General features: G+C 68.4%; 21 protein-coding genes. 11 read left to right on the plus strand and 10 right to left on the minus strand.

Annotated elements, in window-relative coordinates:
- Positions 1-249 precede the first annotated feature (249 nt).
- The 8 genes from DEI93_RS16240 to DEI93_RS16270 form a co-directional block, all read right to left on the minus strand.
- Complete coding sequence (locus DEI93_RS16240) at positions 250-900, minus strand: GNAT family N-acetyltransferase (protein WP_111072665.1); 651 nt, start codon at positions 898-900, stop codon at positions 250-252.
- Between the two features lie 178 nt (positions 901-1,078).
- A complete protein-coding gene (locus tag DEI93_RS16520) occupies positions 1,079-1,429 on the minus strand; it encodes a ParB family protein (protein WP_349815077.1) in 351 nt (116 codons plus the stop codon).
- A 50-nt stretch (positions 1,430-1,479) separates the two neighbouring features.
- Positions 1,480-2,337 carry a ParA family protein gene (locus tag DEI93_RS16245; protein ID WP_220037909.1) on the minus strand — a complete coding sequence of 286 codons (858 nt, stop codon included), beginning with the start codon at positions 2,335-2,337 and terminating at the stop codon, positions 1,480-1,482.
- Between the two features lie 297 nt (positions 2,338-2,634).
- Complete coding sequence (locus DEI93_RS16250) at positions 2,635-4,467, minus strand: bifunctional DNA primase/polymerase (protein ID WP_111120476.1); 1,833 nt, start codon at positions 4,465-4,467, stop codon at positions 2,635-2,637.
- 680 nt (positions 4,468-5,147) lie between these two features.
- Positions 5,148-6,263: an alpha/beta hydrolase family protein gene (locus DEI93_RS16255; protein ID WP_146244467.1), complete on the minus strand. Its 1,116-nt coding sequence runs from the start codon at positions 6,261-6,263 to the stop codon at positions 5,148-5,150.
- A complete protein-coding gene (locus tag DEI93_RS16260; RefSeq protein WP_111120478.1) occupies positions 6,260-7,192 on the minus strand; it encodes a hypothetical protein in 933 nt (310 codons plus the stop codon). Before DEI93_RS16260 ends, DEI93_RS16255 begins: the two co-directional genes overlap by 4 nt.
- Positions 7,192-7,680 (minus strand): ImmA/IrrE family metallo-endopeptidase, encoded by a 489-nt coding sequence (locus DEI93_RS16265; protein WP_111120479.1) that lies wholly within the window; start codon positions 7,678-7,680, stop codon positions 7,192-7,194. Before DEI93_RS16265 ends, DEI93_RS16260 begins: the two co-directional genes overlap by 1 nt.
- Positions 7,677-8,366, minus strand: a complete 690-nt coding sequence (locus tag DEI93_RS16270) for a hypothetical protein (protein WP_146244468.1) — start codon at positions 8,364-8,366, stop codon at positions 7,677-7,679. Before DEI93_RS16270 ends, DEI93_RS16265 begins: the two co-directional genes overlap by 4 nt.
- Before the next feature lie 342 nt (positions 8,367-8,708).
- Here DEI93_RS16270 and DEI93_RS16275 point away from each other — a divergent pair, with 342 nt between their 5' ends.
- From DEI93_RS16275 to DEI93_RS16325, 11 genes are read left to right on the plus strand one after another with little or no spacing between them, the layout of a single operon-like run.
- A complete protein-coding gene (locus tag DEI93_RS16275; protein ID WP_258372323.1) occupies positions 8,709-9,710 on the plus strand; it encodes a MinD/ParA family ATP-binding protein in 1,002 nt (333 codons plus the stop codon).
- Between the two features lie 3 nt (positions 9,711-9,713).
- Positions 9,714-10,028, plus strand: coding sequence for a hypothetical protein (locus DEI93_RS16280; protein WP_258372324.1), 315 nt, complete (start codon positions 9,714-9,716; stop codon positions 10,026-10,028).
- Positions 10,029-10,079: 51 nt separating this feature from the next.
- On the plus strand, positions 10,080-10,811 hold the full coding sequence (locus DEI93_RS16285) for a hypothetical protein (RefSeq protein ID WP_181436120.1): 732 nt from the start codon (positions 10,080-10,082) through the stop codon (positions 10,809-10,811).
- Entirely contained in the window at positions 10,811-12,352 is a 1,542-nt protein-coding gene (locus DEI93_RS16290; protein ID WP_111120484.1) for a hypothetical protein, read from the plus strand. Before DEI93_RS16285 ends, DEI93_RS16290 begins: the two co-directional genes overlap by 1 nt.
- Positions 12,345-14,066 carry a hypothetical protein gene (locus tag DEI93_RS16295; RefSeq protein ID WP_111120485.1) on the plus strand — a complete coding sequence of 574 codons (1,722 nt, stop codon included), beginning with the start codon at positions 12,345-12,347 and terminating at the stop codon, positions 14,064-14,066. The genes DEI93_RS16290 and DEI93_RS16295 overlap by 8 nt, the downstream gene beginning before the upstream one ends.
- The gene (locus DEI93_RS16300; RefSeq protein WP_111120486.1) at positions 14,063-15,604 is read left to right on the plus strand and encodes a putative type IV secretion/conjugal transfer ATPase; all 1,542 of its coding nucleotides are present in this window, start codon (positions 14,063-14,065) and stop codon (positions 15,602-15,604) included. The genes DEI93_RS16295 and DEI93_RS16300 overlap by 4 nt, the downstream gene beginning before the upstream one ends.
- A gap of 14 nt (positions 15,605-15,618) precedes the next feature.
- A complete protein-coding gene (locus DEI93_RS16305; RefSeq protein WP_258372325.1) occupies positions 15,619-16,701 on the plus strand; it encodes a hypothetical protein in 1,083 nt (360 codons plus the stop codon).
- Positions 16,701-17,171, plus strand: coding sequence for a hypothetical protein (locus tag DEI93_RS16310; RefSeq protein ID WP_111120487.1), 471 nt, complete (start codon positions 16,701-16,703; stop codon positions 17,169-17,171). The genes DEI93_RS16305 and DEI93_RS16310 overlap by 1 nt, the downstream gene beginning before the upstream one ends.
- Complete coding sequence (locus DEI93_RS16315; RefSeq protein WP_111120488.1) at positions 17,168-18,901, plus strand: type IV secretory system conjugative DNA transfer family protein; 1,734 nt, start codon at positions 17,168-17,170, stop codon at positions 18,899-18,901. The genes DEI93_RS16310 and DEI93_RS16315 overlap by 4 nt, the downstream gene beginning before the upstream one ends.
- Complete coding sequence (locus tag DEI93_RS16320; RefSeq protein WP_111120489.1) at positions 18,894-19,397, plus strand: DUF4913 domain-containing protein; 504 nt, start codon at positions 18,894-18,896, stop codon at positions 19,395-19,397. Before DEI93_RS16315 ends, DEI93_RS16320 begins: the two co-directional genes overlap by 8 nt.
- A 36-nt stretch (positions 19,398-19,433) precedes the next feature.
- Positions 19,434-19,565 carry a hypothetical protein gene (locus DEI93_RS16325; protein ID WP_258372326.1) on the plus strand — a complete coding sequence of 44 codons (132 nt, stop codon included), beginning with the start codon at positions 19,434-19,436 and terminating at the stop codon, positions 19,563-19,565.
- On the opposite strand, the gene DEI93_RS16330 is transcribed toward DEI93_RS16325, so the two are convergent.
- On the minus strand, positions 19,562-20,191 hold the full coding sequence (locus DEI93_RS16330; RefSeq protein ID WP_146244469.1) for a hypothetical protein: 630 nt from the start codon (positions 20,189-20,191) through the stop codon (positions 19,562-19,564). The genes DEI93_RS16325 and DEI93_RS16330 overlap by 4 nt on opposite strands.
- An 87-nt stretch (positions 20,192-20,278) precedes the next feature.
- On the minus strand, positions 20,279-24,217 hold the full coding sequence (gene mobF / locus DEI93_RS16335) for a MobF family relaxase (protein WP_111120491.1): 3,939 nt from the start codon (positions 24,215-24,217) through the stop codon (positions 20,279-20,281).
- Positions 24,218-24,309 lie beyond the last annotated feature (92 nt).

The following is a 24,309-nucleotide window of genomic DNA, read 5'->3' on the forward strand; positions in this document are numbered from 1 at the left end:
AGGGCTCCCCCCACACAATCAGCAGCACGCCACCGCTGTCCGGAATCGGGCAACGCGGCCGAGCCGTGAACGGCCACGAACACTGTTGCGCTTGAGCAGCGGCTAGCAAACGTTCAATCCCCCCGGGAAGAACCTCGCCAACGCCCAGCCACCATCGCTGGCACCTGCGTCCGGCCACCGATCGGCTATCGGACGGTCATGGCTCCGCCAGCGAGCTCGCTCCAACTGCCGCTCGGCGGCGCTGTCGTCCTACGAAGAAGTGATGCCGAGCTGTGCGAGAACGGGTTGGTCGCCGATGGTCTGCAGGTTCCACATCGGGCGCTTGAACGCACCGCGGGAGAGTCGCACGCGCTGCTCGTCGACCGGTTGCCCGGGCCGGGGCGATACCTGCGTGACACCGTTCGGCTTGTAACCGAGCTTGTAGGAGACGGACAGCGACGGGGTGTTCCAGGCCGCAGCACTTGACTCTGCCCATTCGGCACCGAGCGTGTCGAAGGCGAACAGCAGCAGGGCGGCGCGCATCTCGGTGCCGACGCCGTTGCCTTGGGCGCGTCGCGTCAGCCAGGAACCGGAGTTCACAGTCCGGCGGTCCACGAAGTTGAACGCGGCGAGGTCCTGCGCCCCGATCACCTCGTCGTCAAGAATGACGGCGAATTGGATCGTCCAGTTCTGCGGGGAGACCTGTCGGAGGCTCCACTGGTGCATCGCGAGGTTTCGCGGCAGCTCCTCCGGAGACGCATCGGTCCATGGGAAGCCAAACGGCATGCGGTCCGGGTTGTGGATGCCATCAAGAGCAGCCTGCGCCAGGGCAGGGAGGTCCTGGTCCCGGACCGGACGCAACACCAGCCGTGGGGTTCGGAGTTCGAGTCCGAACAACGGCCACAGCTTCTCTAGTTCCATCCCGCGACGCTACCTGCGCCGGTCACCGCAGCGACGCGTGTTACGCGCTCGGCCGCTGAGTAGGGGCCCTCGCATCTGTTCTCTCGCCGCGCACGGTGAGCGATCGGTCAACGGACGATGTGAAGCAAGCACGCTGGATCGTCACACCAGAAAGGCTCGGCAGTCGAGAACAACTATGTCAGCGCGCAGACCGCCCCGGACTAAGGCGACGATCGTCGCCTACGTAGCGCGCCCCATCGTTGTAAGCGGCCTCCCTCCTCACCACCTCCGCCAACACGGCACGCTCGACGAAAGCCGACCATGATGCATCGTCCTCAAGGTGCGCAGTGGCACGAAACGCTGCCTTCGCTCGCGCCCGGACCTGACGGCTCATATACGTCGTGACCGAGACGGTAGGCGACTCAGCGCGCTCCTCAACCTGCGCTTCTTCGGACTCAGGGGACTCCCCCGGCGTCTCCGGCGAAGCCACCGAAACTGGTCGCGCGGGCGGATCGGTGCGGTTCCTCGCACGCAGGCGTGACAAATCCATCGCCGCGCTGCGAGGAGCGAGGCCACCGACGTGACGATCAGGAATGGCGCTCACGCGGGCTGGTCCTCTCGCTCCGCCGCGCTGATGCGTTCGACGATGCTGGTAGCGACCGCATATAGATCATCGGCTACCGACGACGCCGTCCGGGGTGCATGGGCCTGCGCCACCGCCGTCCCTCGCCGCACCTCGTACCACTTCGGCGCGCTTTGGACCTGTTCATCAAGCTCTTGCGCGAGGAGGCCCCGTTCCCGAGTGGCTTGCGCAGTTGCTTCCGAGTGCCGAACCGTCGCCTCGAACACCACATCATGGTCGGAGTTGAACAAGGCCGCGATCTCGTTCCGAGCTGTCCGCTGGACGCTCTTCGCCCCGGTCCCGACCGCGGTCAACACGACACCAAGGAGGTCCAGGCTCGGGTTGATGTTAAGTACGGCATCCAACCGAGCCGCAACCGCGGTGAGGCCCTTCCTACTGGACTTGTCCGTCTTGACCGGGACGAGAGCCCAACGAGCGGCGGCCACGGCCGCTGTCTGCAACATCTCATCTCCCGGCGGGCAATCAACGATGATCATGTCGTAGTTGCCGGCCAGAGGCACCAGAACCGATGCGAGTGCGAGCTTGGCGCCATCGGGATCACGGTTGGCCCGAGCAGCGAGCCCCGCAGTCGCCTGATCAAGGGCAGGTCCGCCCACAAGCACGTCTAGGTTTGGTCTCACGTTGCTGACAGGTGCAGCCACTCCCCCGAACATGAGGGCCTGGGCAAGCGCACGGCCCTCATCGTCTCGGTCATCCCCCGTATAGCCAAGATCTTCAGCGAGATTCCCCTGAGGATCCAGATCCACCAACAGAACTCGATAGCCGCTGCTGGCCAGCAAACCACCGATGTTCGCGACAAGGGTCGTCTTCAGCACCCCTCCCTTCCCGTTGATGCACGCGATCACTCGCGAAAGGGCTGCCCGGTCCAGATCACCAACACCCAACGAACGGCCTCCCCGCGTTACTTGCATAACTGTCAGTACCAGCATTACGTGCATCAACAGTAAGGGCAACGGCATACTTCCGACGGAGCGGCACGCCGCCACTACCGGAACTAAGGGTACCAGTAACACATGTTTTACTTGTTTTGCTTGCATTACAAGTGTTACTTGCAATACCTGGATGCTCTACTGCAAGGGCTCCTCGAAGAGAAGTCCCGGCAAAGCCAGGTACTACGCCGCAAGTTCGCGGTCTCGAAGATCCTGGAGCAGTCCTAGTCGGACGAACCGCATGGCGGCCTGGTGGTCTCCTCGGCCGTCGCTCGAGCACGGGTACACCGGGTAAGCCTCCGGGCCGCCATGGTCGTCGACCGTTCGGAACATGACCACCTGTGTGGTTGGGGTTCGATCGCGGCCGCGTCTGCCAGCCTTTCGAATGAGATGGTTCTGCCACCATGCCCAGAGGTCGCGCTCGTCCACGTACTGCTGCTCGCGACGTCGGAGGATCCCGGTCACTCCGAGCTGCTTTGCTACGTGCGTGCGGAAGTCGTGCAAGCGGCGGCGCCATCCCGCGGGTGAAGCGATCGCGAGCGCGTGCCGGTGAAGCCGTACGAGGGCGGCGCGTGCGCGGCCGCGGGGGAGTCCTGCGCGGTCAGCGACAGCCTCGGGTGCGTTCTCCGCGGTCGTCAGGCTCTCGTACGTCCTGCGCGCTGTGGGGCCAAGTCCTGCGCGCGTGAACACGTCGTGCCGTCCTGCGTCGAGCCGGTCTTCCAACACTTCCAGGAGAGTAACTCTGACGTCGAAGAGCTCGGCCGGGGGGCGGGCGGTCACTTTGTGAAGTGGCCCGACGTGGTCCCCGGGTGTGGAGAACCGGTCTGACAGTCGCCAGACAGCCGCGTGGGGGCCGTCTGCCTGTCGGCAGCGGATGATCCAGCCGGCCTCGTGCAGGCGGCGGAAGGAGCGATCCACGGTGCTCGAGGGGACCCCGGTGGCGATCGCCACGGAGCGCAGCGCGGCGGCGACGTCGCGGGAGCCGGTGCGGAGGGAGAGCCAGGCGAGGTAGGTCAGGACGGTGCTGTCGTGCAGGTCCGCCTCGGTGCGGGTCCAACGGCCGGGAGAGGCCGTGAACGCCTGCAGCACGCCCTCGACGACGTCGACGATGCCGGTCAACTCGGTGAGGTCGCGCTGAGCGCGTTCCTCGGGCGCGTACCGGTACAGCACGGCGCGGTCCTGGGCCTTGGTCCACTGCCGCTCGAGGCGGGCGGCAGCCTCGGCCGCCGTGCGGGGCTCTCGGCCGCCGGCGGGACGGTTGCGGGTGCGGTAGTGCTCCATCCCTGGTGCGGTCTTCGCGGCGTGCTCGACGTCGGTGAGGGTCCACCCGGACACCGCGGCCGCGAGCAGGCACAGGTAGCCGGTGCGGGACGGGTCCCGTCCGCCGGCAACGGTGGCCATGTGCGCCTCACCCCACGCCGGCAGCGATCGATGCGCGCGGTGGCGGGTATCGACGGGCCCGGTGGGGGAGGAGTGTGCGGGATCCACGGCGGGGCGGAGCTCACGGAGCGCGGCGGTGACGCGGAGGAGGTCGCCGGCGGTAACGGTCGGGGTGCGGAGCACGTCGACGTTGTCGGCGCCGGCCATCACCTCGGACGCGCCTCCGCGTGCGTGCGGGGTCAGCGGGGGCCGGACGGCGCCGGTGCGGTCATTGCAGAGCAGCCCGTGGTCCAACGAGGGCAGCACCGCCTTCGCGGCGGCCGCGAGCTGCACCATCGTGGCCTTGTCGACGCCAGCGAGCGGCACCCACACGTGGAACCCGCCGGTGGGGCTCGACCGGCACACCACATGGGGGAGCGAGGCGTCGCGGAGGATCCGGACCAGGACACCGAGGTCCTCAGCCGCCTGGTCGAAGTCCTCCAAGGTCTTCGCGTCCAGGTCGAACGCGGCGAACCAGAACCGCCCGTCGAGACTCGTGAGGTCGATCGTCCACGGCGTCGCCGGCGGCGTGCCGAGCACGGGGTACTTCGACGGGTAGCTGTTCGACCGGATCGTCCCATCCGCCTCCGCGATCATGCGATTCACGTACCGGCGGGGCGCGATCGCGCGCGTCAACGCCCACGCAGCGTCCGGCGAGGACACGCGGGCAAAATTATGGGTACTCGGCGCAGCAACGTGCGTTACGATGGCGACACCTCCCCTCCTCGGAGTGGTGGTACGACGAAGGCTCCCGGCTCCAACCGGGCTTCTTCTTCGGGACTCTCACGACCTGGACTGTTTGGCGACATAGCAGGTTGTGAACATGACTTGGGGCTTAGCCCTGGACCCCCGCCTTGTGCGGGGGTTCTGTCGTTAAGCGGCTGGGATCGGCAGCTCCTCTCGCTGTGGGCGCGGTCCAGCTACAAGCGGCAGGGCACCAACGGTGTCTGCCTGCTGCCGGAAGTAGCTGTCCAAGTAGTAGGCAATCGAGACGCCGCTGTCCGCTGCAGCGTTCTCGATCAGATCTCGCACTTCGGGCGAGACGCGAGCTTGCAGCGACACTGTCGGCCTGGCTTGCCTTGGCCTCCGTGCGCGACCCTGGATTGCGCTCATACGCGTGATCCTCTCGCTCTTAATGCTTGCATTGCCGGAACCTGGGTGGCGTGTCGCCCAGGTGTGGAGCCGACAGCCCAGCTCCAGAGCCCTCCCGCCACCTTGCGGGCTGCGGCCGAGGACCCACAGCAATGATACCTATACGAGGTTGCACCGACGCGTAATTACGCTCTGCACCTGAGGAACTGAGACGCTGACAGGTGGTAAAGCCCGGGATCGCTGTTCACCTCGAGGCCGTGAGGGACCGCCGGGAACCGAACTAGTTCCAGCGCAGGGTGACGGGCGGCGAGGGCTTCGGTAACGGCTGAGGGTGCTTGTTCGTCGCCGCGGCTGTACACGGTAAGAATCGGCAGCTGAGGTGGCAGCGCAGGTCTGAGGTCGCGGCGTCGGAGGCGTCGGGGGAGTCCGGCGAGCTGGTGCAGGATTGGCGTGGTGAGGATGAGGACGCCGGCGTGCGCGACGACGGCGGGGAGGTGCGCGGCGCGAACGCCGGCGGTGATGGCGGCAGGCCAGTCGAACACCGGACAGATCGCGACGATGCCTGCGATCGCAGCGCGGTGTGTGCCGTGGGTTGCGGCGAGGAGGGCGGCGGTGGCGCCCATGGACCATCCGAAGAGGATCACCTTGTGCGCGCCGTGGGCGAGGGCGTAGTCGATGGCATCGTCGACGTCGCGCCACTCGTTTTGTCCGAGGGTGACGAGGTTGGGCCCTGGCGTTTCGTGGTCACCGGCGTAGGTGACGACTAGCGCGGGCATGCCTTGCTCGAGGGCGGGGGAGAGGCCGCGGAGCACGGCGCGTCGTTCGCTGTGCATGCCGTGCACGTGAATCGTCCAGGTGTCCGCGTTCGCCGGCTGGGTAGCGGTTCCGGGGAGAAGCCAGGCTTGGCGGCCCGTCCGGCGTGAGTAAACGACTTCCTCGTAGGGACCAAGCTCAGCTGGGTCGTCTGGTACGTAGCCGCTCCAGACAAGGCTGTCTTCCGAAGTGGGGGCCGTGCCGCCGATGATGGGACGGGCAACGGTGCCTTCGCTCGGTGCGGCGCGTACAGGGCCGAGGAGGACGCTTCGTGCGTCCCGATTGCCGAAGTACGCGCGGTGCACTCCTGGGGCCGTGGTGGCAGGTCCGGCCGGAACGGTCACAGAATCGGGACCGGCGCCGAGAACTGGCACGCGTCGCTTGGGGTGCGGCAGGACGATGCGTCGTGCCACGACTGTCCCGACCCCGATCGCGGCAGCACAGACGAGGACGACGAGGATCGCCAGCACGGTGATGAGGGCGGTCACCGGGCAGCTCCTGACAAGGTGTTGCTGGAGTGGGCGTCGATGGCGGTACCGATGTGCTCGAGCCGGCGGTGCTGCTGCGCGTTGAGGGCAAGGTCGCCGGTGGTGAGGTGGTTGTTCACGTCGATGAACACCTCGTAGGTGGCCAATAGGTCATCGCCCCTGGCATGGGGTCGAGTTCCTGCTCTGATGCCGTTGACGGCGAGGAGGTGGCGGAGGTAGCGGCGGCGGACCTGCCAGGGCGCGTCTCGGAGGATTTTCCGGCCGCCGAGGAGGAGGTAGGCGGCGGCGATGAACATGGTCCCTGGGTAAAACAGACCCTGGAAGCCGGCGAACGCGACCGTGGAGATGGGGCTGTTGTGCCCATGGAAGTGCCAGGTCCACGCTCCGAGGAGTTCGCTGGTGGCGCCGAGAGCCATGAGGGCGTGGCCGATGCGGAACAAAACTGCGTCGGCGCGGCGGTCGCCGCGCAGGATACGGAGTGAGTCGAGGCTGAGGCCGAGGATCATGCCCTGGTACACGGTGATGAACACCCATCCCGCCACGGTCGGGAAGCTGTCGTGCAGGAATGTCACAGGGCTGCTGCCATGGCTATGGGCGGGGATCGCGAAGAACGCCGCGGTTTGTGTGGCCAGAAGGATGGCCAGGGCCCAGCGTGCGCCGCGAGCGGTGCTGCGGGCGTGGATCAGCATCGCGTCGCGGAGATACCAGATCGCGGCGGCTGCGGTGAGCGTCTGCACGAGCGCGAGCAGGTTCCGGCCGCCGAGGACGCCGTCGAACATGGACGAGGGGATGACGGTGCCGAGGGTGAGGAAGCTGAGGAGTCCGTAGCCGGTGGTGAGCCATGCCGGTCGCGCCGCACGCCGTCGCCACGCGATCGGTGTGCGGAGGATGAAGAGAGCGGCCGCGAGTGCTAGCGGGATCTCGACCATCAAGCGAAGGCGTCCTCAGCGGGGTTTGTCGGGCGGCTGATTAGCCAGCGGAGGAACTCATATGCAGTTTCCTCGGCCACGAGTTCCTCGAACGCTTGCGTGCTGATGGAGTCGGTTGGGGCGTCGGTGCGGGGAACGCGGGCACGGACCGTACGTGCGCTGGCGATAGGTCCGACGGCTTCGTCCGGGAGGAGGTCACAGCCGGTGTGGCCAGCGACGATGTGACCGAGCTCGTGGAGGATGGAGAAACGCTGATACGGCTTGGGGTCGTTTTCTCGGTAGAGCACGACGCCGCGGTCCGGGAAGTCGACCCAGAGACCCGTTGCGCGAAGGTGCTGATCTTCTGGGAGCGGCTTGATGCTGATCGGCTTGCCGTAGATCGCCTCGACTCGGCCCACGAGACCATCGAGGGCGCGTTCGACGGTGGAGAGGTTAAGGCGGTCAAGGGTCGCCCTGGTGGTGGTTTGGACATCGTCGGCGATGGTCATGGCTGCTCCTCCCGGCCGATGGCTGCTGTGCGGATAGCGGAGGCGATGGCGCGGAGCTCGGAAGGGTCGCCGGCTCCGAGCTGCCGTGCCGCGAGGCCGAGGGCGCCGGTGTCGACGAGGGCGAGTTGAATGTCGATCTGCGCGTCCAGGTCGTCCTCCACCCGGCCAAGCTCCGCTCTGCGGAAGTAGTCGGGTGTCACGTCGAAGAAGGTCGCGATTGCAGCGATCTGATCGTCGGTGAGGGTGCCGGCGTCTCCGTCGAGAAACCGAGCCCACTGGCGCGGGGTGATGCGGGTGGTCCGCGCGTCGACTGCCGCGGTTACGGCTACTTGCACGTCGCGTCCTGGGTGTCGAGCGCTCCAGAGGGCAAGCGCTTTGCTGGCGCGTTCCGCCAGGACCTCAGTCGGCGCGCGGATACCTTCGGCATCTCGCATCCGCTCATACGCGTCGACGGCGGGTTCCAGGAACACGCGGGGGCTGATGCCGAGGGCGTCGGCAATGGTCTGGAGATCGTTGACGTTGAACGGCGCCTCGAGACGGGTGCGCTTGTAGTAGTAGTTCGCGCTGATCCCGGTTCGACGTATTAGCGCCGGCGTGGACACTCCGCTCCGTTCACGCTCACGCTCGATCGCGTCGACGATCGCTCGCGCAAGCTCGTTCGGTGCTCCGGCAGGTGTTCGCCCCATCACTCGACCCTATTTGAGTATTCGCGGTAGTATTGATTACCTAATCGAGTACACGAGAGTAGGCTTATGGACGAGGAACAGAAGGATCCAGGCACCGCGTTCTTTGGTGCAGCCGCACGCGCAAGCGACTACATCGAGGAGGACACGGTGGGTGCGGACCACGTGGCGCGCCTGCGTGCTGCCAGGCCCGCGGAAGCGGAAGGGCTCCGCTCGATCCCGCCCATGCCTGCGTCGCCGGTATCGGCTGAGGAGGCAGTCGAGCCGCCGCGGTCGCTGGCGGTCGTACCCGAGGAGCCGACGGCTCCCGAGGCGGCAGCGGAGCCGCCGGCCGAGCGTCGTCCGGTGGATCGCGAGGCGTCCGCGTCCGTGCTGTTCGGCGGCGCAGCACCGGCCACGCCAGCTGCGACGCCCGGGAAGGCCACGAAGGGCTTCCGGGGGGCGCTGGCGAGCATCGGCCTGCCGATCAAGCCCAGCGCGGCCGAGACGGCCGAACTGTCTGCGGTGGCCGAGGCGGAGGCCCGTCGCGCTCAGAACGAGACCATCATTCGTCAGGCGACGTGGACACGTGCGGTGTCGATCCTGGTCAACAACCCGAAGGGCGGCACGGGTAAGACTCCGACGTCGCTGCTCCTCGGTGGCATCATCGCGTCGATCCGTGGGGGCTCGACGGCGATCGTGGAGTTCTCCGACGACCCGGGCGCACTCAACTACCGCGCCGAGGGGAGCCCGCGGCTCGGGCTCGGTGAGCTGGTCCGCGACGTCGCCGGCATCAAGACGGCCGGGCAGCTCCACGGCTACACCGCCCCGCAGACCTCGTTCGCGAGTGTCATCGCCTCGACCGGTCGTCGCGAGCGGCTGACGGGTGAGGCCGTCGTGGCCGTGTCGAACGTGATCGACGAGTTCTACGGCATCCGCGTCATGGACACCGGCAACCAGCCGACGTCCTCCGCGTTCCGCGGTGCGGTGTCGGTGGCCGACGTCCTGGTGATCCCGGTCCTGAACGCGGGCGACTCGGTACTCGAGGCGATCCAGCTCCTCGACGAGCTGCGCGACGCGGGCGGCCAGCCCGCCGAGCTAGCCGCCCGTGCGATCGCCGTGCGGCTCACGGACGGACGCCCCGAGAGCGAGACGGTGCGCGAGGAGGTCGCGCGGCTGCTGCGCGACGCGGGGGTGCGGTCGCTGCACGAGATTCCTTACGACGAGCACATCGCCGCGCGCGGGCAGCTCACCCTTACATCCCTGGACCCCGCGACTCGGGACGCGTTCGCGGCCGCGACCGCCGCCGTAATCCGCACCTTGCAGGAGGCGGTCACCCCTGCATCCACCACCATCCGGAAGGCCTAACCCATGCACCCCCTCCTCATCGCCGCGGCGATCCAGAACCCCCTGAATGGCATCCTCCCGGACTTCTCGTTCGGCGGGGCCGAGTTCACCCAGCTGTGGCAAAAGCTCATCGCCGCCGTCTGGGCAATCGGCATCATCATCGCGATCGTCTACCTGATCCGCGGCCTCGTCGCGATGGCCGGAGCGTCAGGCGACATGAACCCGAACCCCCAGGCCCACGCCCAAGGCCGGGCCAAGGCGATGGCGGCGTTCATCGCACTCGTCGCTCTCGCGGCGCTGGCGGTCATCGTCGGCGTGACCCTCTCGCTCGCGAGCTGACCTGCCCAGTCGCTCGCTGCCCTGCTTAGAAGGAGACACACCATGCCGCGCATGTACTCATCCACCGGCCGGTCCCGGTGGCCCCTCGTCATCGGGGCAGCCGCGGCGGTCGTCATCGTCGGCGGGGGAGTGGTGTTCGCCACGACCCGCGGCGACGAGCCGACCGCAGCGCCGACGTCGAGCACATCAGGGTCGGGCGCGCCGGCTGCGTCTGTGACTCCGAGCCCCACGGCGACCGGCTCCTCGGGGGCCGGCGACGACGAGGACGCCGCCCCGCCCACCGGGTGTCTCGGCGGCCAGGACCGCGACGCCGTGATGGTGCTCGCCGCTCAGAAGGCAGCGGGACACACGTCGTACGGCGCGGTCGAGGTCGCCACCGCGTTCTACCGGTTCATCTGGCAGTCGCCCGTGCCCGCGTTGAGCGACGTGCAGACCGTCGAGTCGGACGTCATCAGCTCGGGAGCCTCTGACGAGTACCGGGACCTCGCGGCGATCTACAAGCGGTATCCGAACGTCAGCAATGGCGATGTGGCGGACGGCACCCCGTTCCACCTGTCGACCACGAACGGGCTCTGGATGGTTGACCCTCACTCCACCGCCGATCGGGTGACCGTCAACGTGGCCGCCGGCTACGTCGTCGACGGGGCGCTGAGCCCCACCAAGTCGACAGCGCAGGGCTTCGTCATGGTGTGGCAGGACGGAGCCTGGCACGTCGACGGCGGGGCAAAGCCGAACGCGCAGCAGCTCGCCAACGGCGGCGTCCGCTACACGGGAGGCTGCTGATGCCCGGGCACGTCATCCTCGCCGCCGCCGGCGACGAGAACTGCACCAACATCGTCGGCTGCGCGATCGACAAGGGGAAGAACCTCATCGGTTCCGCCGTGAGCGGCACCAAGGATGCGATCAACACTGCGCAGAGCATCGGGGATTTCTGGTCGGACCCGGCCGGAAACACCTACAAGGCGCTCCGCGACGCGGCCAAGGGCCTCTCGGACAGCGTGCTGCCGGCGCTGACCCACGCGACCTTGCCGGATCTGACCGCTGACTGGTTCGTCAACGCCTACCGGATCTCCTTCGGGCTGGCGATCTTCGTGTTCGTCATCATCCTGATCCCCCAGTTCATCGACACGGCCCGCGGCCGACAGTCGGGTCAGGAACTCATCGAGACGCTGACCCTGTACGGGCCGGTGTTCATCATCGGGGCGATGTTCGGGCCCGCGGTCGGGGCGTTCCTCGTGAAGTTCTTCGGCGCCCTCTCGGACTCGCTCATCAGGACGATGCTGTCGACAACCTCGAGCAGCATCGTCGATCAGTTCTCGACGATGATCGGCGACGACGACGGGTCCGGGATCGTCGGCGGTGCGGTAGTCGGCGCGATCCTGATGTTCTTCATGATCCTGGCGCTGCTGCTGGCGCTGCTCGTGCTCGTCGTGCAGCTGATCACCCTGTACTTCTCCGGCGTGCTGTTCCCGCTCGGCTGGGTGTGGATCGTCGACCGGAAGAAGCGTTCGTTCGGGTCGAAGATCCCGATGGTGTGGCTCGGCATCCTCGCCGCCCACCCGCTGCTGTTCTTCCTGCTCGGGGTGACGTTCTCGTTCGTCGGCTCCAACATCGACGTGTTCTCCGGGCAGGCGGACCTGCAGAAGACGGTCAGCCTCGTGGTGTCGATGATCGCGCTGTTCATCGCGGGGCTGTCGCCGCTGCTGCTGTTCAAGTTCGCGCCGATCCTGCCGATGGGCGGAGCCGCGGCCGCGGGCGGCCCGAGCATCGGAGCGAACTCGCCCCAGGAAGCCGACAAGCGCTACAGCGCTCCGCAGAACGACGGAAGCAGCTCGAGGCCGAACTCCACCACGTCCACGCCGACATCGACGACAACGGCTGAGAAGCTCGCCCAGACCTCACCCACGAGCAGCGGCGGTGGCGGTGGCGGTACGACCGCCGGAGGTGGCGGAGCCGAGGAGGCAGCCGGTTCCTCTATCAAGGACGCCGCGGCGGCGGGTGGCAAGGCGTCGACGGGCGCTGGGACCGGGGCCGGCGCGACTACCGGCGCTGGCACGGCGACGGGTGCAGCGGGAGCCGAGGGCGGCGCGATGGCCGCCGGAGCTGCCGAGTCCTCAACAGGCGTTGGGGCCGCTATCGGTATCCCGACGATGATCGCGGCCGGCGCGAAGGCCGGCCTCGACACGGCAGGCAGCGCCGCCACGAGTGCGGCCGATATGGCCGCGGCGCCGGTTGATGACCACGAGCAGTCTCACAGCGCCACCCAGGCCAGCGCCGAGCAGTACGGGGCCGAGCGGTACGGGAAGGACTCGACCCATGCGTGAGGTTCAGGAGGAGCCGACGACGCACGTGCGCTACGTGGGCGGTGAGTCGGGGCACCGGTCGTTCTTCGGTGGCACGCACTCGAAGTCGCGGATCGTGGGCATGGCGATCTTCGTCGTCGGCGGCATGGTCGGGATGATCGCGGGCGGCGGCATCCTGGTGCTGATCGCCGCTCTGGTTGGGGTCGGGGTGACGATGGCCGTCACGGCGCGTACCCACAACGGCACGATTCAGGAGCGCCGCCGGAAGCGGTCGCGGTGGGCGGCCCGGAAGCGCCTCGGCACGCACGTGTTTAAGCCGTACAACGTCGCCGTCTGGGACCAGATTCAGTCGGTGCTCGGCAGCTCGAACAAGGCGGAGCGGCGCGCCGCTGAGGTCGACGCGCGGCAGATGCGCGCCAACCCGGACGGGTCGGACGGCATGGGCTGGTTGCAGTACGGGTCGAACATGCCGGGGATCGCCTGGCATGCCCCGGTGGGGGAGCGGCCGTACCTTTCGGTGGCGTTCTCCGTGTCCGGGCAGCTCCGCGGCATGGAGACGGCCGGGGCCCTGAATCGAGCGGCGACGTCGTGGGGGAAGTTCCTCGCACACCGGTCCGCTCCGATGTCCCTGATCCGCGACGTGCAGACCCTCACCCGCGTTCTGCCGCCGGACACCGCCAAGCACGACATTTGGTACAACTCCCAGCGTGAGTCCCGGCCCCTCGGGGCCGATGACACGGCACTGGCGCTTTACGACGCACAGCAGCGTTCCTACGCCGAGGTCCGCGGGCGCGCCGCGGCCGACGCGATGGTGCAGCGGCACTTCGTGGTGCTGTCGTGGCCGCTGACGCCGGCGTTCACCGAGGCCGCGAAGAAGTACGGGCCCGGCCGGGACGGGTGGCGGGCGCTCATGGCGGAGCAGATCGAGGCGTCCCTGCACGGGCTCCGGCAGGCACGCATTGGGCAGGTGCAGTCCCTGACGGCACGCCAGACGGCGGCCGTCATCATGCACCAGCAGAACCCGTCGATCCCGATCGACCTCCGCTCCGCGAAGCACATCACGCCGCTGTCGGTCGGGATCGGCTCGCACGACGAATACTCCGCGCACGTCGTCGACGGAGGCTACGACCCGACCGTCCTCGCGGACCGCGACCCGATCGAGGCTGCACCGGCCGTCACCTGGTGGCACCGCACCGCGGCGATCCACGGTGAGAACCTGGCTTCGGCCGGCCGATCGCCGCTGTGGACGCTCGACCTCATGATCGGGCGCGAGCTGGACTTCATCCGCTCGGTGTCGTTCCACATGCACCTGGTGCCGGCCGCGCAGGCGAAGGCGGCCGCGCGGCAGGACGTCGTGCGCGACGCCGCCGGCCTGTACGCACAGCAGAAGAAGGGCGTGATCGTCTCCGACGAGGCGCAGGGGCTCCTCGGAGCGGCGGAGCGTCGGCGGCGGGACCTCGCCGCCGGCAGCCACCACCACGGCGTCTCGTGGATCGGGTACGTGACCATCACGGCCCCCACCCGCGAGGACCTGGCTCAGGCGTCGCGGCGGCTCTCGAGCGTGTGCGACACCGGGCTCGGGATCGACCGCCTCGACTGGCAGGACTCGTTTCAGGGCGCCGCATCCGGGACCACATGGCCCATCGGCCGCGGGCTCCGACCCGACACCATCACGACGGCCGCACGCGTGATGAACACGCTCGCCGGCCGAGGTGACAAGGAGGCCCTGTCATGACCAACACCAAGAACCCCGCCCCGCACGACAAGCGCGCGGCGCCGAACCGACCAGCAGCTCGGGACCCCTGGTACGCGAACGTGCCGGGGCTGAAAATCTTCGTCCCGCCGGAGGCTCGGCAGGAGGTCGTAACCGGCGACGAGGGGCCCGCCACGGCGGTGTCCGTCCGCCGACCCGTCGACGTGTCGCCGTTCGAGCTGCCCGGCGGGCAGCTCCGCACGTCGGCCGGGGCCGCTGCGCGCGGCTGGTACTCGCCGCGGCTGGCGGGGTCGCCGTCGACGACGCGGCAGGCGGAGATTCTGAACACCGCCGTGATCGGCAACCCGACCGGTGATGAGGGGATCGTCAACGGCCGCGACAACCTGTCGCAGTCGATGATTTCCTACGACGCCCCCACCGCGTACAACGCGGAGCCGCGACAGATTTCGTCCCCGAACGTGATCGTGCTCGGCACGGTCGGGTACGGGAAGTCGTCGCTGACCAAGACGGTCGGTGTCGCTCGCCCCCTGGGGCTGGCGAACCGGCGCGCGGTCGTGTTCGACAAGAAGGACGAGGGCGGCGCGGGCGAGTACACCGCGATGGCGCACAACCTCGGATCGGAGCCGCTGCGCTTCGACCCGGCAGGCGGCGGTATCCGCCTGAACCTCCTCGACCCGCTCATCATGCGCGGCTCGGGGTTGCAGGGGCAGATGGAACTCATCACCGCCGTGGCCCGGATCGCGCGCAACGACGTCCCCGCGACCGAGTGGGAGGAGAAAGCGACCCGGTTCGCCCTCCGCCGCATGTTCGAACAGCACAACAGCTCGACCCGTCCGCTGACGACAACGGACCTGATGCCGTTCCTCGGCCAGGTCCCGGACGACGAGGGACTGACAGAAGCATCGGGCGAGCGGTTCCACCAGGCCGGCCTGTCCATCCGGTTCGGGCTCGAGAACCTCCTCGAGACGTACGCCGGGGTGTTCGACGGTGAAACGTCGAAGGCGGTCGACCTCGCCAGCAAGCTGACGGTGTTCGACGTCTCCCAGCTCCCCGACGCCGGCCCGGCCGTCCCCACCGTCATGGCGGTGGGGCACCAGTGGCTCCTCGGTCGGCTGCGCCGTGAGCGGGGGTTCATCACGAACGTGGTCTACGAGGAGGGCTGGCACATGATCGGTGGGCCCTCGGCCAGCCTGGTCAAGTCGAACCAGAAGCTCTCCCGTGCTCTGGGTATTTCGAACTGGTTCGTGATGCACAAGGGCACCGACATTCCGCGTGAGTCCGAGGGCTACACGGTCATCCAGGAGGCGCAGACGATCTACGCGTACCGGCAGGACCGGCCCGAGGACGCCCGGTGGGTGCAGGAGACGTTCGGGCTCGCACCCGACACCACCGACCTGCTGATGAACCTGAGCCCCGGGCACTGCATCTTCAAGTACGGGTCGAACCCCGAGACGCACATGCAGCACATCCGCTCGGACTGGGAGGCCGCCGTCACCAACACCGACGAGGGCATGGCCGGCAGCGGGGCGAAGCAGGCCGCCGTCGAGGCTGAGGCGTAGCCGGGGGCCCGACCATGAAGAAGGCACTGATGATCGCGCTGGCGGCCGTACTGGTCGTCGTGTTCGTCGGGCTCGCCCTCGTCACTGGGGGCGGGTCCCAGAACAGCGCGTGCGCGGCCACCGCCGCGAACGCTGACGCCGCGGGCGCGCACGACGCGATCGACGGGTACTCCGGCGATCAGCTTGTGAACGCCGCGGCGATCATGAACGCCGGGGCCGCCCTCGGTGTCGACGTGCAGGGGCAGACCATCGCAGTCATGACGGCGATGGGGGAGTCGACGTTGAAGAACATCGACTACGGCGACAAGGCCGGCCCGGACTCCCGTGGCCTGTTCCAGCAGCGGGACACGTGGGGCACGCTCGCGCAGCGGATGAATCCCGCGCAGGCGGCGACGTTCTTCTACCAGCGGCTTTTGAAGGTGCCGAACTGGCAGACGATGACGCCGACGCTGGCCGCGCACGCGGTCCAGATCAACCGTGACCCGAACCACTACGCGAAGTTCTTCAACGCGGCCACGGCCGTCGTCACGGCGCTCTCCGGTGGTTCGGCCGCTTGCGCCGCGGGTGTCTCCGGGGACGCTCAGGCCCTCGCCAAGCACATCGTGGACCTGACCAACCAGGGCAAGATCGCGTGGTTGTCACCGACGCACTTCCCCGAGGTCCAGGCGATCGCGGACGGCAAGCCCAAGCAGAACTGCAACGTCGACACCCGCATCCTGCAAGTCATCACGATTGCGACCAAGACGTTCCAGTCGATCGGGATTTCCGACGTCAACCGGCTCTGCACCGGGCAACGACCGGGCGCGGGGAACCTGTCGGCGCACGTCGTGAATGGCGGCGGTCACGCCGTCGACTTCTACGCGTTCGACGGGACCCCGACCACCGGGGCGGACGCGAACGCGATCAAGCTCCTGCGGGCCCTCGGCCCGGTCATGCCCGACAACTCCGGCACCGGGCAGGTCCAGTGCCGCGCGAATGCCGGCAGCTCGATCGACCTGCCGATGAACCAGTTCGACGACTCGTGCAACCACGTGCACGTGCAGGTCGATCCGAAGGGGGACGAGCCGATGAAGCTCACCAGCGGAGGGGACAACTGATGGACGACGACACCGCGCCGGCCCTCGTGTCGATCGCGAACCTCGCGGCCGACGAGTGGACGCTGTGCAGCCGCGACGCCGCCGTGGTGACGGTGGGGCTGTGGCTGGACGAGACAATCGCGCAGCACCGGCAGGAACTCACGTCAGCGGGCCTCACGGGCCCGCTGACGCTGCGGTACCAGCTCAACGGACACGACGTCGACGGTGACATTCGCCGCGTCCGTGAGGTCGTGGAGGAGCTGCACGAGACGTACCGGTGGATCAAGACCACCGAAACCGCGGCGCGACCCGAGCGGTACGCACTGCTGGCGCAGCTCTCCAAGGCGCGGGTGATGCCCTCGGAGATTGCGCTCATGGTCGGCGTCGACGTCCGCCTCGCGGAGCGGTTCGCCGGCAACGACGAGGAGGCCCGGATCGCCCGGACCCTCCTGCACCACATCGCCAGCGATCGCGGAGAAGTCGACGCATGAACGGCAGCAACATTCGCACCAACACCCTGACGGTCACGCTGCTGGTGCTGATCGTCGGTGGGGTGTTCCTCGGCATCCACGCCGGTGCCGGCGTCGCCGGCACCGGCGACGCGTACTCGTGGAACCCCATCGTCATGCTGATGGGCTTCGTCAAGGGCGACCCGTGGCCCGGCGTCGCGGCGACGGTGTTCGTCGTCGTGTTCGTCGTGGCCGCGCTCGCGCTGTTCACGTGGCTGCTCATGGCTCAAGCCCGCCGCGGCGCGAAGAAGCGCGGGGCGGCGTCGATCAAGCTGATGAGCGCGAACCCGTCGAACGCGGTCGTCCGACAGGCGGCGCGTGCGAAGGATGCTCGGCGGCTGCACCCGACCGCCGTCGGCATCGGACCGGGACAGAAGGTGGGCCGCATCGTCGGGACGTCCAAGTGGGTCTACCAGGGCTGGGAGGAGACGGGCGTATACCTCTACGGCACTCGGCGGGGCAAGACGACCAGCGTCGTCGTCCGTCACGTCGTCGAAGCCCCCGGGGCGGGGATCATGACGTCGAACAAGGTCGACGGGGTGCGTGAGGCGATCCGCGGCCGCCGCGGCCGCGGGGAGACGTTCGTGTTCGACCCGAACCGCATCTACCGACACGAGGACGGGCCCGACTTCGTGTTCAACCCGTTGGAGTACGTCAGGAGCGCCGAGGACGCTCGTGAGCTCGCGGAGATTTTCGAGGCGTCGACGCGCAAGGAGAACGACCGCGGCGGCGATCCGCAGTTCGACGAGCCCGGCCGCGACATGCTCGCGTACTTCCTCCTCGCGGCGGCCCTCGACGGGCTGCCGCTGTCGCGGGTGTACCGGTGGCTGACCACTCAGGACGCAGACACGGTGGTGGGCATCCTGAACCAGCACGGCAAGAAGGGGCCGGCGACGGCCCTCGTCGGGATGGAGAACTGGGCCGATAAGACCCGGCAGAGCGTCTACGCGACCGCGCAGCGCATGGCCGGGGCGTTGGCCTACGACGAGCTGCTGGAATGGACCTCGAAGCCTGGCGTGCGGCGGTTCGACGTCGACGCGTTCGTGCAGAGCGAGGATCTGCTGATCCTGCTCTCCAGGGACGGCGTGGGGTCTGCCGGCGCGATCCTGACGTCGCTCGTGCGAGCGATCTGCAAGACAGGCGAGCGGCTGGCGCAGCGATCCGGCGGCCGGCTGCCGGTGCCGCTGGTGATCGAGCTGGACGAGTGCGCGAACATCGTCCGGTGGCCGGCGCTGCCGTCCGTGTACTCGTTCTACGGCTCGCTCGGGATGCCGCTCAACACGTACTTCCAGTCGCGGGACCAGGCCGTCGAGGCGTTCGGGCAGAACGGCTGGGGCGCGATCTGGGGCGCGGCAGTGACGCGCGTGTTCGGCGGCGGCGCGATGGATGACCAGTTCCTCAAAGGCCTGTCGAGCCTGATCGGTGACCGCGAGGAGGTCACCTACGGCGGATCGACTCAGGACACCGGGGCGTACTCGACGTCGACGAGCACCCGCCGGGTGCCGATCCTCGACGTGCACGACCTGGCGAACCTGCCGCTGTGGCGCACGGTCATGTTCAACTCGAACACCCGCCCGGTGATCCTCGACGCGGTTCCGTGGTTCAAGGACAAGAAGCTCCGCGCCCTGATCGAGGGCGACGCACCGGCCGCGGCCGGCGCCGCACCCGTGGCGATCGCCACCGGCTCGGAGGAGGCGGCAGCTCGTGGCTGACCTCGACGAGCCCGACGCATCGGACGTCGGCGATCCGGAGTTCGGCCCCCTGCCGACTGGGGACCTCGACGAGCTGACCGACGAGGAGCGCGACGCGCTCAACGACGCCGACGCCCCCGAGGAGGAGGAGTTCGACCTGACGCCGCTGTTCCTCGAATGGGTCGAGGAGCACCTGGCGGTGGTCGAGTACACCCACTCCGATCGGAACACCGCGGCGTGGTGTCCGGAGTGGTGGAAGCATCCGGAGGCCGTGGAACGGCTCTGGGCGTCGTTCGAGGCGCGGCAGCAAGCGAGGATCGACGCCGCGGAGCGCGCGGATGCGCTCTCCGATTGGTGGTTGACGCACTGGGACCGCCACGCGGCGATCCTGTTCGACGCGAAGGCCGGTCCGTTCCGCAGGTGCGACCGGAACCTCGGGCACCTGCACGACTCCAACGGCCAGGAGGAGCAGCGCGTGGCGTACTACGCCCCACCCGAGGGGTGGCTTCGTGCATGATGAAGGTACGAAGCGCACCCGCCCCAAGGAGGACAGATGGACCGGGAAGAACTGAAAGCAAAAATTGACGAGCTGATGCGTCAGCTCGACAAGGGGGAAATCAGTCGCGACGCGTATGCGGAGTCGATGATGGAGCTGGTGACCTCAGCACAAGGCGATACCCCCTAGTAGCTGTCGCCGGCCAATTCTCGGAGGGTAGGTCCAGCCCCGTAGAGCCCGTCAACATAGTCCTCGACGACAGACAGCAAGGTAAATTGCTCGTCTAGAAGCTTGGCGAGGTCCGGGAAGTCGGCATAGTCCTGTACGTCCGGGAGGTCTCCAGCGTACCGAAACGCCGTCCCTGATTCATCAGCTTCATGCAGCATGACGACAAGCTTCTCGACGCTTTCGGGGAATGTTTCGGGCATATCCAGAGCGGCATAGTGCCGCTTGGCGTCGTTGAGCAGCCGGTACAAGTTGTGCCCTAAATGCTTCTTGAACCGCTCTTCGGAAACAGCTTTAAGCAGCTCTGATGTACGGCCTTCAACGTAGGTCATCCTCGTGTTTGCAAGACCTCGAATGGTGTTCTTCAGTTGCAGCTCAAACGCTTGGCGATAGAGCGTAAGGAACGGGAGAAGAATCAGGTCGTCTATAGGTTGCCCGGAGAAGGTTTCAGCGAGTCTCTGAGCTGCAAAATGGAATGACGCCGCGTAGTCCCGATCCGTCTGGAACGGGTACCGCACGATGAGCCGGTCGTAGACCCTGTTCGGCACCTCCCTGAAGAGGCGAAGCGGTTTCGGGGTTTCGTTGCTCATGACCTGATCTTCTCACCGGAGCTAGTCCCGGTGCAGTCCCGCCATCCGTACGATCGATCCATATTCCGACAGGTCGTCGCGCTTTGGTTAGCGCTCCCGGGCGTCGTCGCCGCGGGCGCGCTCGCGCCGCTGACGCTCTCGCTCGGCCGCCTCACGGGCCGACGTGCGGTTCGGGTCCTGAACGGTCGGGGTCCGGCCGGCGCGGCGGAGCTGCGCCGCCGCACGGTCGGCCTCGGCCTGACGACGCGCCTGCAACGCCTCAGCGGCGGTCTGCGGCTTCCGGGCGGCCACGCTCTGCGGCTGCTGCTGCGCGGCCTCCCGGGCCCGCTGCGCGGCGGCTGCGGGCTGCTCGGCAACACGGGCTCGAGTTGCCTGGTCGGCGGGCGGCTCCTTGATGAGCGTGGCCGACTTGTGCATCGCCGTCACGCGCTGTTGCAGCTCGGCACCGACGGCGCGCTCCTGGTACTGGTTCGGGATCGCCTCGGGCGTCGCCTCCTCGATCGCGTACCGGCCGCGGAACGCGTCGACCTCGGCCGCGAGACGGTTCCACTCGCTGCGCCGCTCGGCGTCCGCCGGCACCGCGCCGAGCTGCTTGGACCACTCCGGCTGCTCGACGGCGATCGTCGCGCCGCGCTCCTCCATGCGGACGGCGATGTACTCGTACCGCTCCGCCAGGTGCTCGCGCCAGGCGGGGTCGGTGTGCTGCGAGTCGAGCGCCCCGCGGTCGACGAGCCACGCCGGCACCCGGTCGTCGCGATCGGCCGTACCGAACTCGGCCGTATACGCGCGCACGTCTGCCTGCACGCGGGCGGCGAGCACGGCCGGCTTGTTACGGGCGTTGTCGAGAGTGTCCTTCTCCCACGCCTGGTAGAGGGCGTCGGCTGGGTCGTAGCCGGCGCGCTCGGCACCGCGGAGCGACGCGCGGAGGGCTCCCCAGCCTTCGTCGTCGCGGAGCTGCTGCGCGGCCTCCGCGCCGACTGCGGTTCGGGTGATCTTCTCAAACCGCACATCGTCGGCGCGCTCGGACACGTCGCGGTACTGGTCGACGAGTGTCACCAGGTCGTCGACGCGGGCCTGCTCGGCGCGGATCGTCTCGTTGGCGCTCATCATGCCCTCCGAGTTGTTGGCGATCTGGCCGAGGACGTCGGACACCGGCTGGGCGTCGTCGACCTCGACGTACAGCCGGTTCGATTCCTTGCCGCGGGTCATGGCGACGTAGGCGAGGGACCGCGACGTCGACGCGTCCGCGAGGACGTGCGACGTGTCCGCGGTGAGGCCCTGCGCGCGGTGCACCGTCGACGCGTAGCCCAGCTCGACGTGCTCGCGCACGTATTCCGCCGGCAGGGTGATGCGGCCGCCGTGGCCCTCGTGGGTGACCGAGAGGGAACCATCGCGGTGCACCTTGTCGACGGTCCACAGGTCGTTGTTCTTCACGCGGTCGCGGCCGCGGTCGGTGCGGAGTCGGGAGTCGTTCTGCCGGGTGACGATCGTGTCGCCGCGGTGGGCGCGGAGGCCGTCGCGGAGGTCCGCGGCGTCCCGTCCGGAGACGGACCGTGCTGTGACGGTTCCGGCACTGATGCGGAACGCCTGGGCGCGGGCGTTCAGCTCGGCCACGGTGGCGTTCTGCTGCGCGAGCATCACGGATCGCTTCCCGGCGCTGGTGTCGGCCTGCCACGCGGCGAACACTTCGCCGGTCATCCGGTCGACGTCGCCGCCGACGACGCGGCCCTGGTCGACGTACCAGGCGAACGGGTCGCCGGTCGTGGCGGGGTCGCGCAGCCGCTCGGACGCGTCGGCCTCGGCCCGGTTGACGGTCCCGTCCGCGTTGCGGAACCGGTGAATCGTGTCCAGGGAGACGCCGCCGACCTCGCGCTCCAACAGGCGCAGCGCGCCACCGGACTCCACGGCGTCGAGCTGCCGGCTGTCTCCGATGAGCCGGACGTGCGCGCCGTGGGCCTCGGCAATGCCGACGACGCGGGCGAGGTTCCGGGTGCCGGCCATGCCGGCCTCGTCGACGACCACGACGTCCCCGGCGCGGAGCTTCATCCCGGCCGGGTGCTCGCTCTCCGGGGTGGCGTCGCCGTGCAGCTCGTACGCCTTCAAGAACCCGTGGATCGTGTTCGCCTCGACGCCCACGGCGTCCCCCATCACGTCGGCCGCTGCGGCCGAGGGGGCAAGGCCGATCATCCGCGATCCGGCCTGCTCGGTGGCCCGGGCGGCGAGTGCGAGGGCGGTCGTCTTGCCGGCACCGGCGGGGCCGGTTCCGACGAGGACGAGCCGGTCGGACGTGGTGAACTCGCGGGCGAGGTTCCGCTGTCCGTCATCGAGCGGGCCGGTGTGCTCGGCCGCGGTGCGGTCGAACTCGGCCACCGAGACAGGTGCGAGCGTGCGCGTGCGCGCCGCGTCGATCAGGCGATCCTCGGCGGCGAGGATGCCGGCGGACGTGTAGACAGCGCGGCCCTTGTGCACGTAGATGCTCTCCCCGTCCTGGCGAGTGAGCGGCTGGAACGCCCCGTGCGGGGCCGGCGGCGTCACAGACACCGAGTCGGTGTCGAGGGCGTGCCGGGTGATCGTCTCGACGGCACCCTCGGGCACCTCGACGCCTGCGATCCGGGCGGCCTGCACGTACCGGCGCGCTTCGGCTTCGATCATGTGCGGGCCCCACGTGGCGTGATGCTCGGACACGGTGTCGACGACCTGCCGCGAGGCCGACTCGACGTCGAGCGGCTGCGGGTCGTCGGTGCCGGCGTCACGCTCCGCGGCGGCGCGAACGGCGGTGAACATGTCAGCGACGCCCCGTGCTCCGATGACCTCGGCGGCTCGCGCCTGCCACGTCTCGCGGAGGGAGGCGAGGGACCGGGCGTGCTCCTTGGCGGGTCGGGTTTCAAGGGTCGCCTGCTGGGCGAGCTTGATCCGGGCGGCCTGGTCCGGCTGGCGGCCGTGGTCGCGTCGGTAGTCCTTTTCGAGGGCCCGGAGCGTCTCACGAATGTCAGCGGAGCGGGTCGAGAAGCCCTTGGTGAGCCGGTCGTCGACGCCGGCAATCTCGACCACGGGGCGCTTGCCGGCGGTAACCTCGCGCAGCTCGGTCACGACGCCCAACGCGTCCGAGACGCGCTCCATGACGCGGGCGTTGTAGAACTCGGACGCGGCGACTCCCTGACGGTGCAGGAGCTTGGAGTCGATGGTGCGCCACTTCCCATCGGACCCCTTCACCTTGTTGGCGACAACCAGATGATCGTGGAGCTGCGGGTCGCCATTGCGGGAGTCGTAGTGCCGGAACTTCGTCGCGACGATCCCGCCCTCCACGTCGATCTGAGCCACACCGTTCTTGCCTGACCGGGTGGCGATCGCCTCCCGTTCGAGGTACGCAACCGTGTCCTCGATCGCGGCGTCCTGCGCCTGCTCGATCGCCTTCCGCGTCTCGTTGTCGCCCAGCGCCCAGAGCGTCGAAACGCTCTTGGCGGGCGAAAACACGAGGTCGAAACCGGCCACGGCCTGACGGGTGGGACGGGTCGCTGCAGTGATGTAGCGGCCCAACTCCTCCTTGTCCGCGGGCTGCCGGCCCTTGGCCTGACGGAACGCCTGCGCACCCTCGCGGACACGGATCGCGCGTCGTTCGTTGACGTCGGGCTCGCGGTGCTCGGTGCGCTGGAAGCGGGCGTAGCCCTCCTCGATCGCGGCCGAAAGATCGGTGCCCCCGGTGCCGTAGGCGTAGTACGAGCTGCCGAGCTTGGCGGCCTCGGTGGCCTCCTCGACGCTCTTGCCGGCGGCCTGCGCGTCGGTGATGATCTGCTCCGCGTTCGGATGCAGACCCTCACCAAACAGGGCCTTCATCTGCTCCTCCGTGACAGTCCCGGAGATACCGAGCGCAGCCAAACCGGACCCGAACCAGACGCCGGGAGGGTTCCCGTCCGCGGTGTAGTAGTCGCCCAGCTCGCGACCCTGCTCGCGCTTGGCGTCACCGGTCGCCGTCTCGCTCGTGTAGTAGGTGTAGCCGTCCCCTGCGCTGAGCTTGTGCAGGGTCATCACGAGCGCGACTCTACCTCGCTGATGAAGATGCCAGAGGTGTGACGATCTGAGAAGCGAGGAACGAGTGCACCGGGCGGCCAGGCTCAGAT

Origin of the sequence: Curtobacterium sp. MCBD17_035 (genome assembly GCF_003234815.2) — a bacterium.
Taxonomy (GTDB): Bacteria; Actinomycetota; Actinomycetes; order Actinomycetales; family Microbacteriaceae; genus Curtobacterium.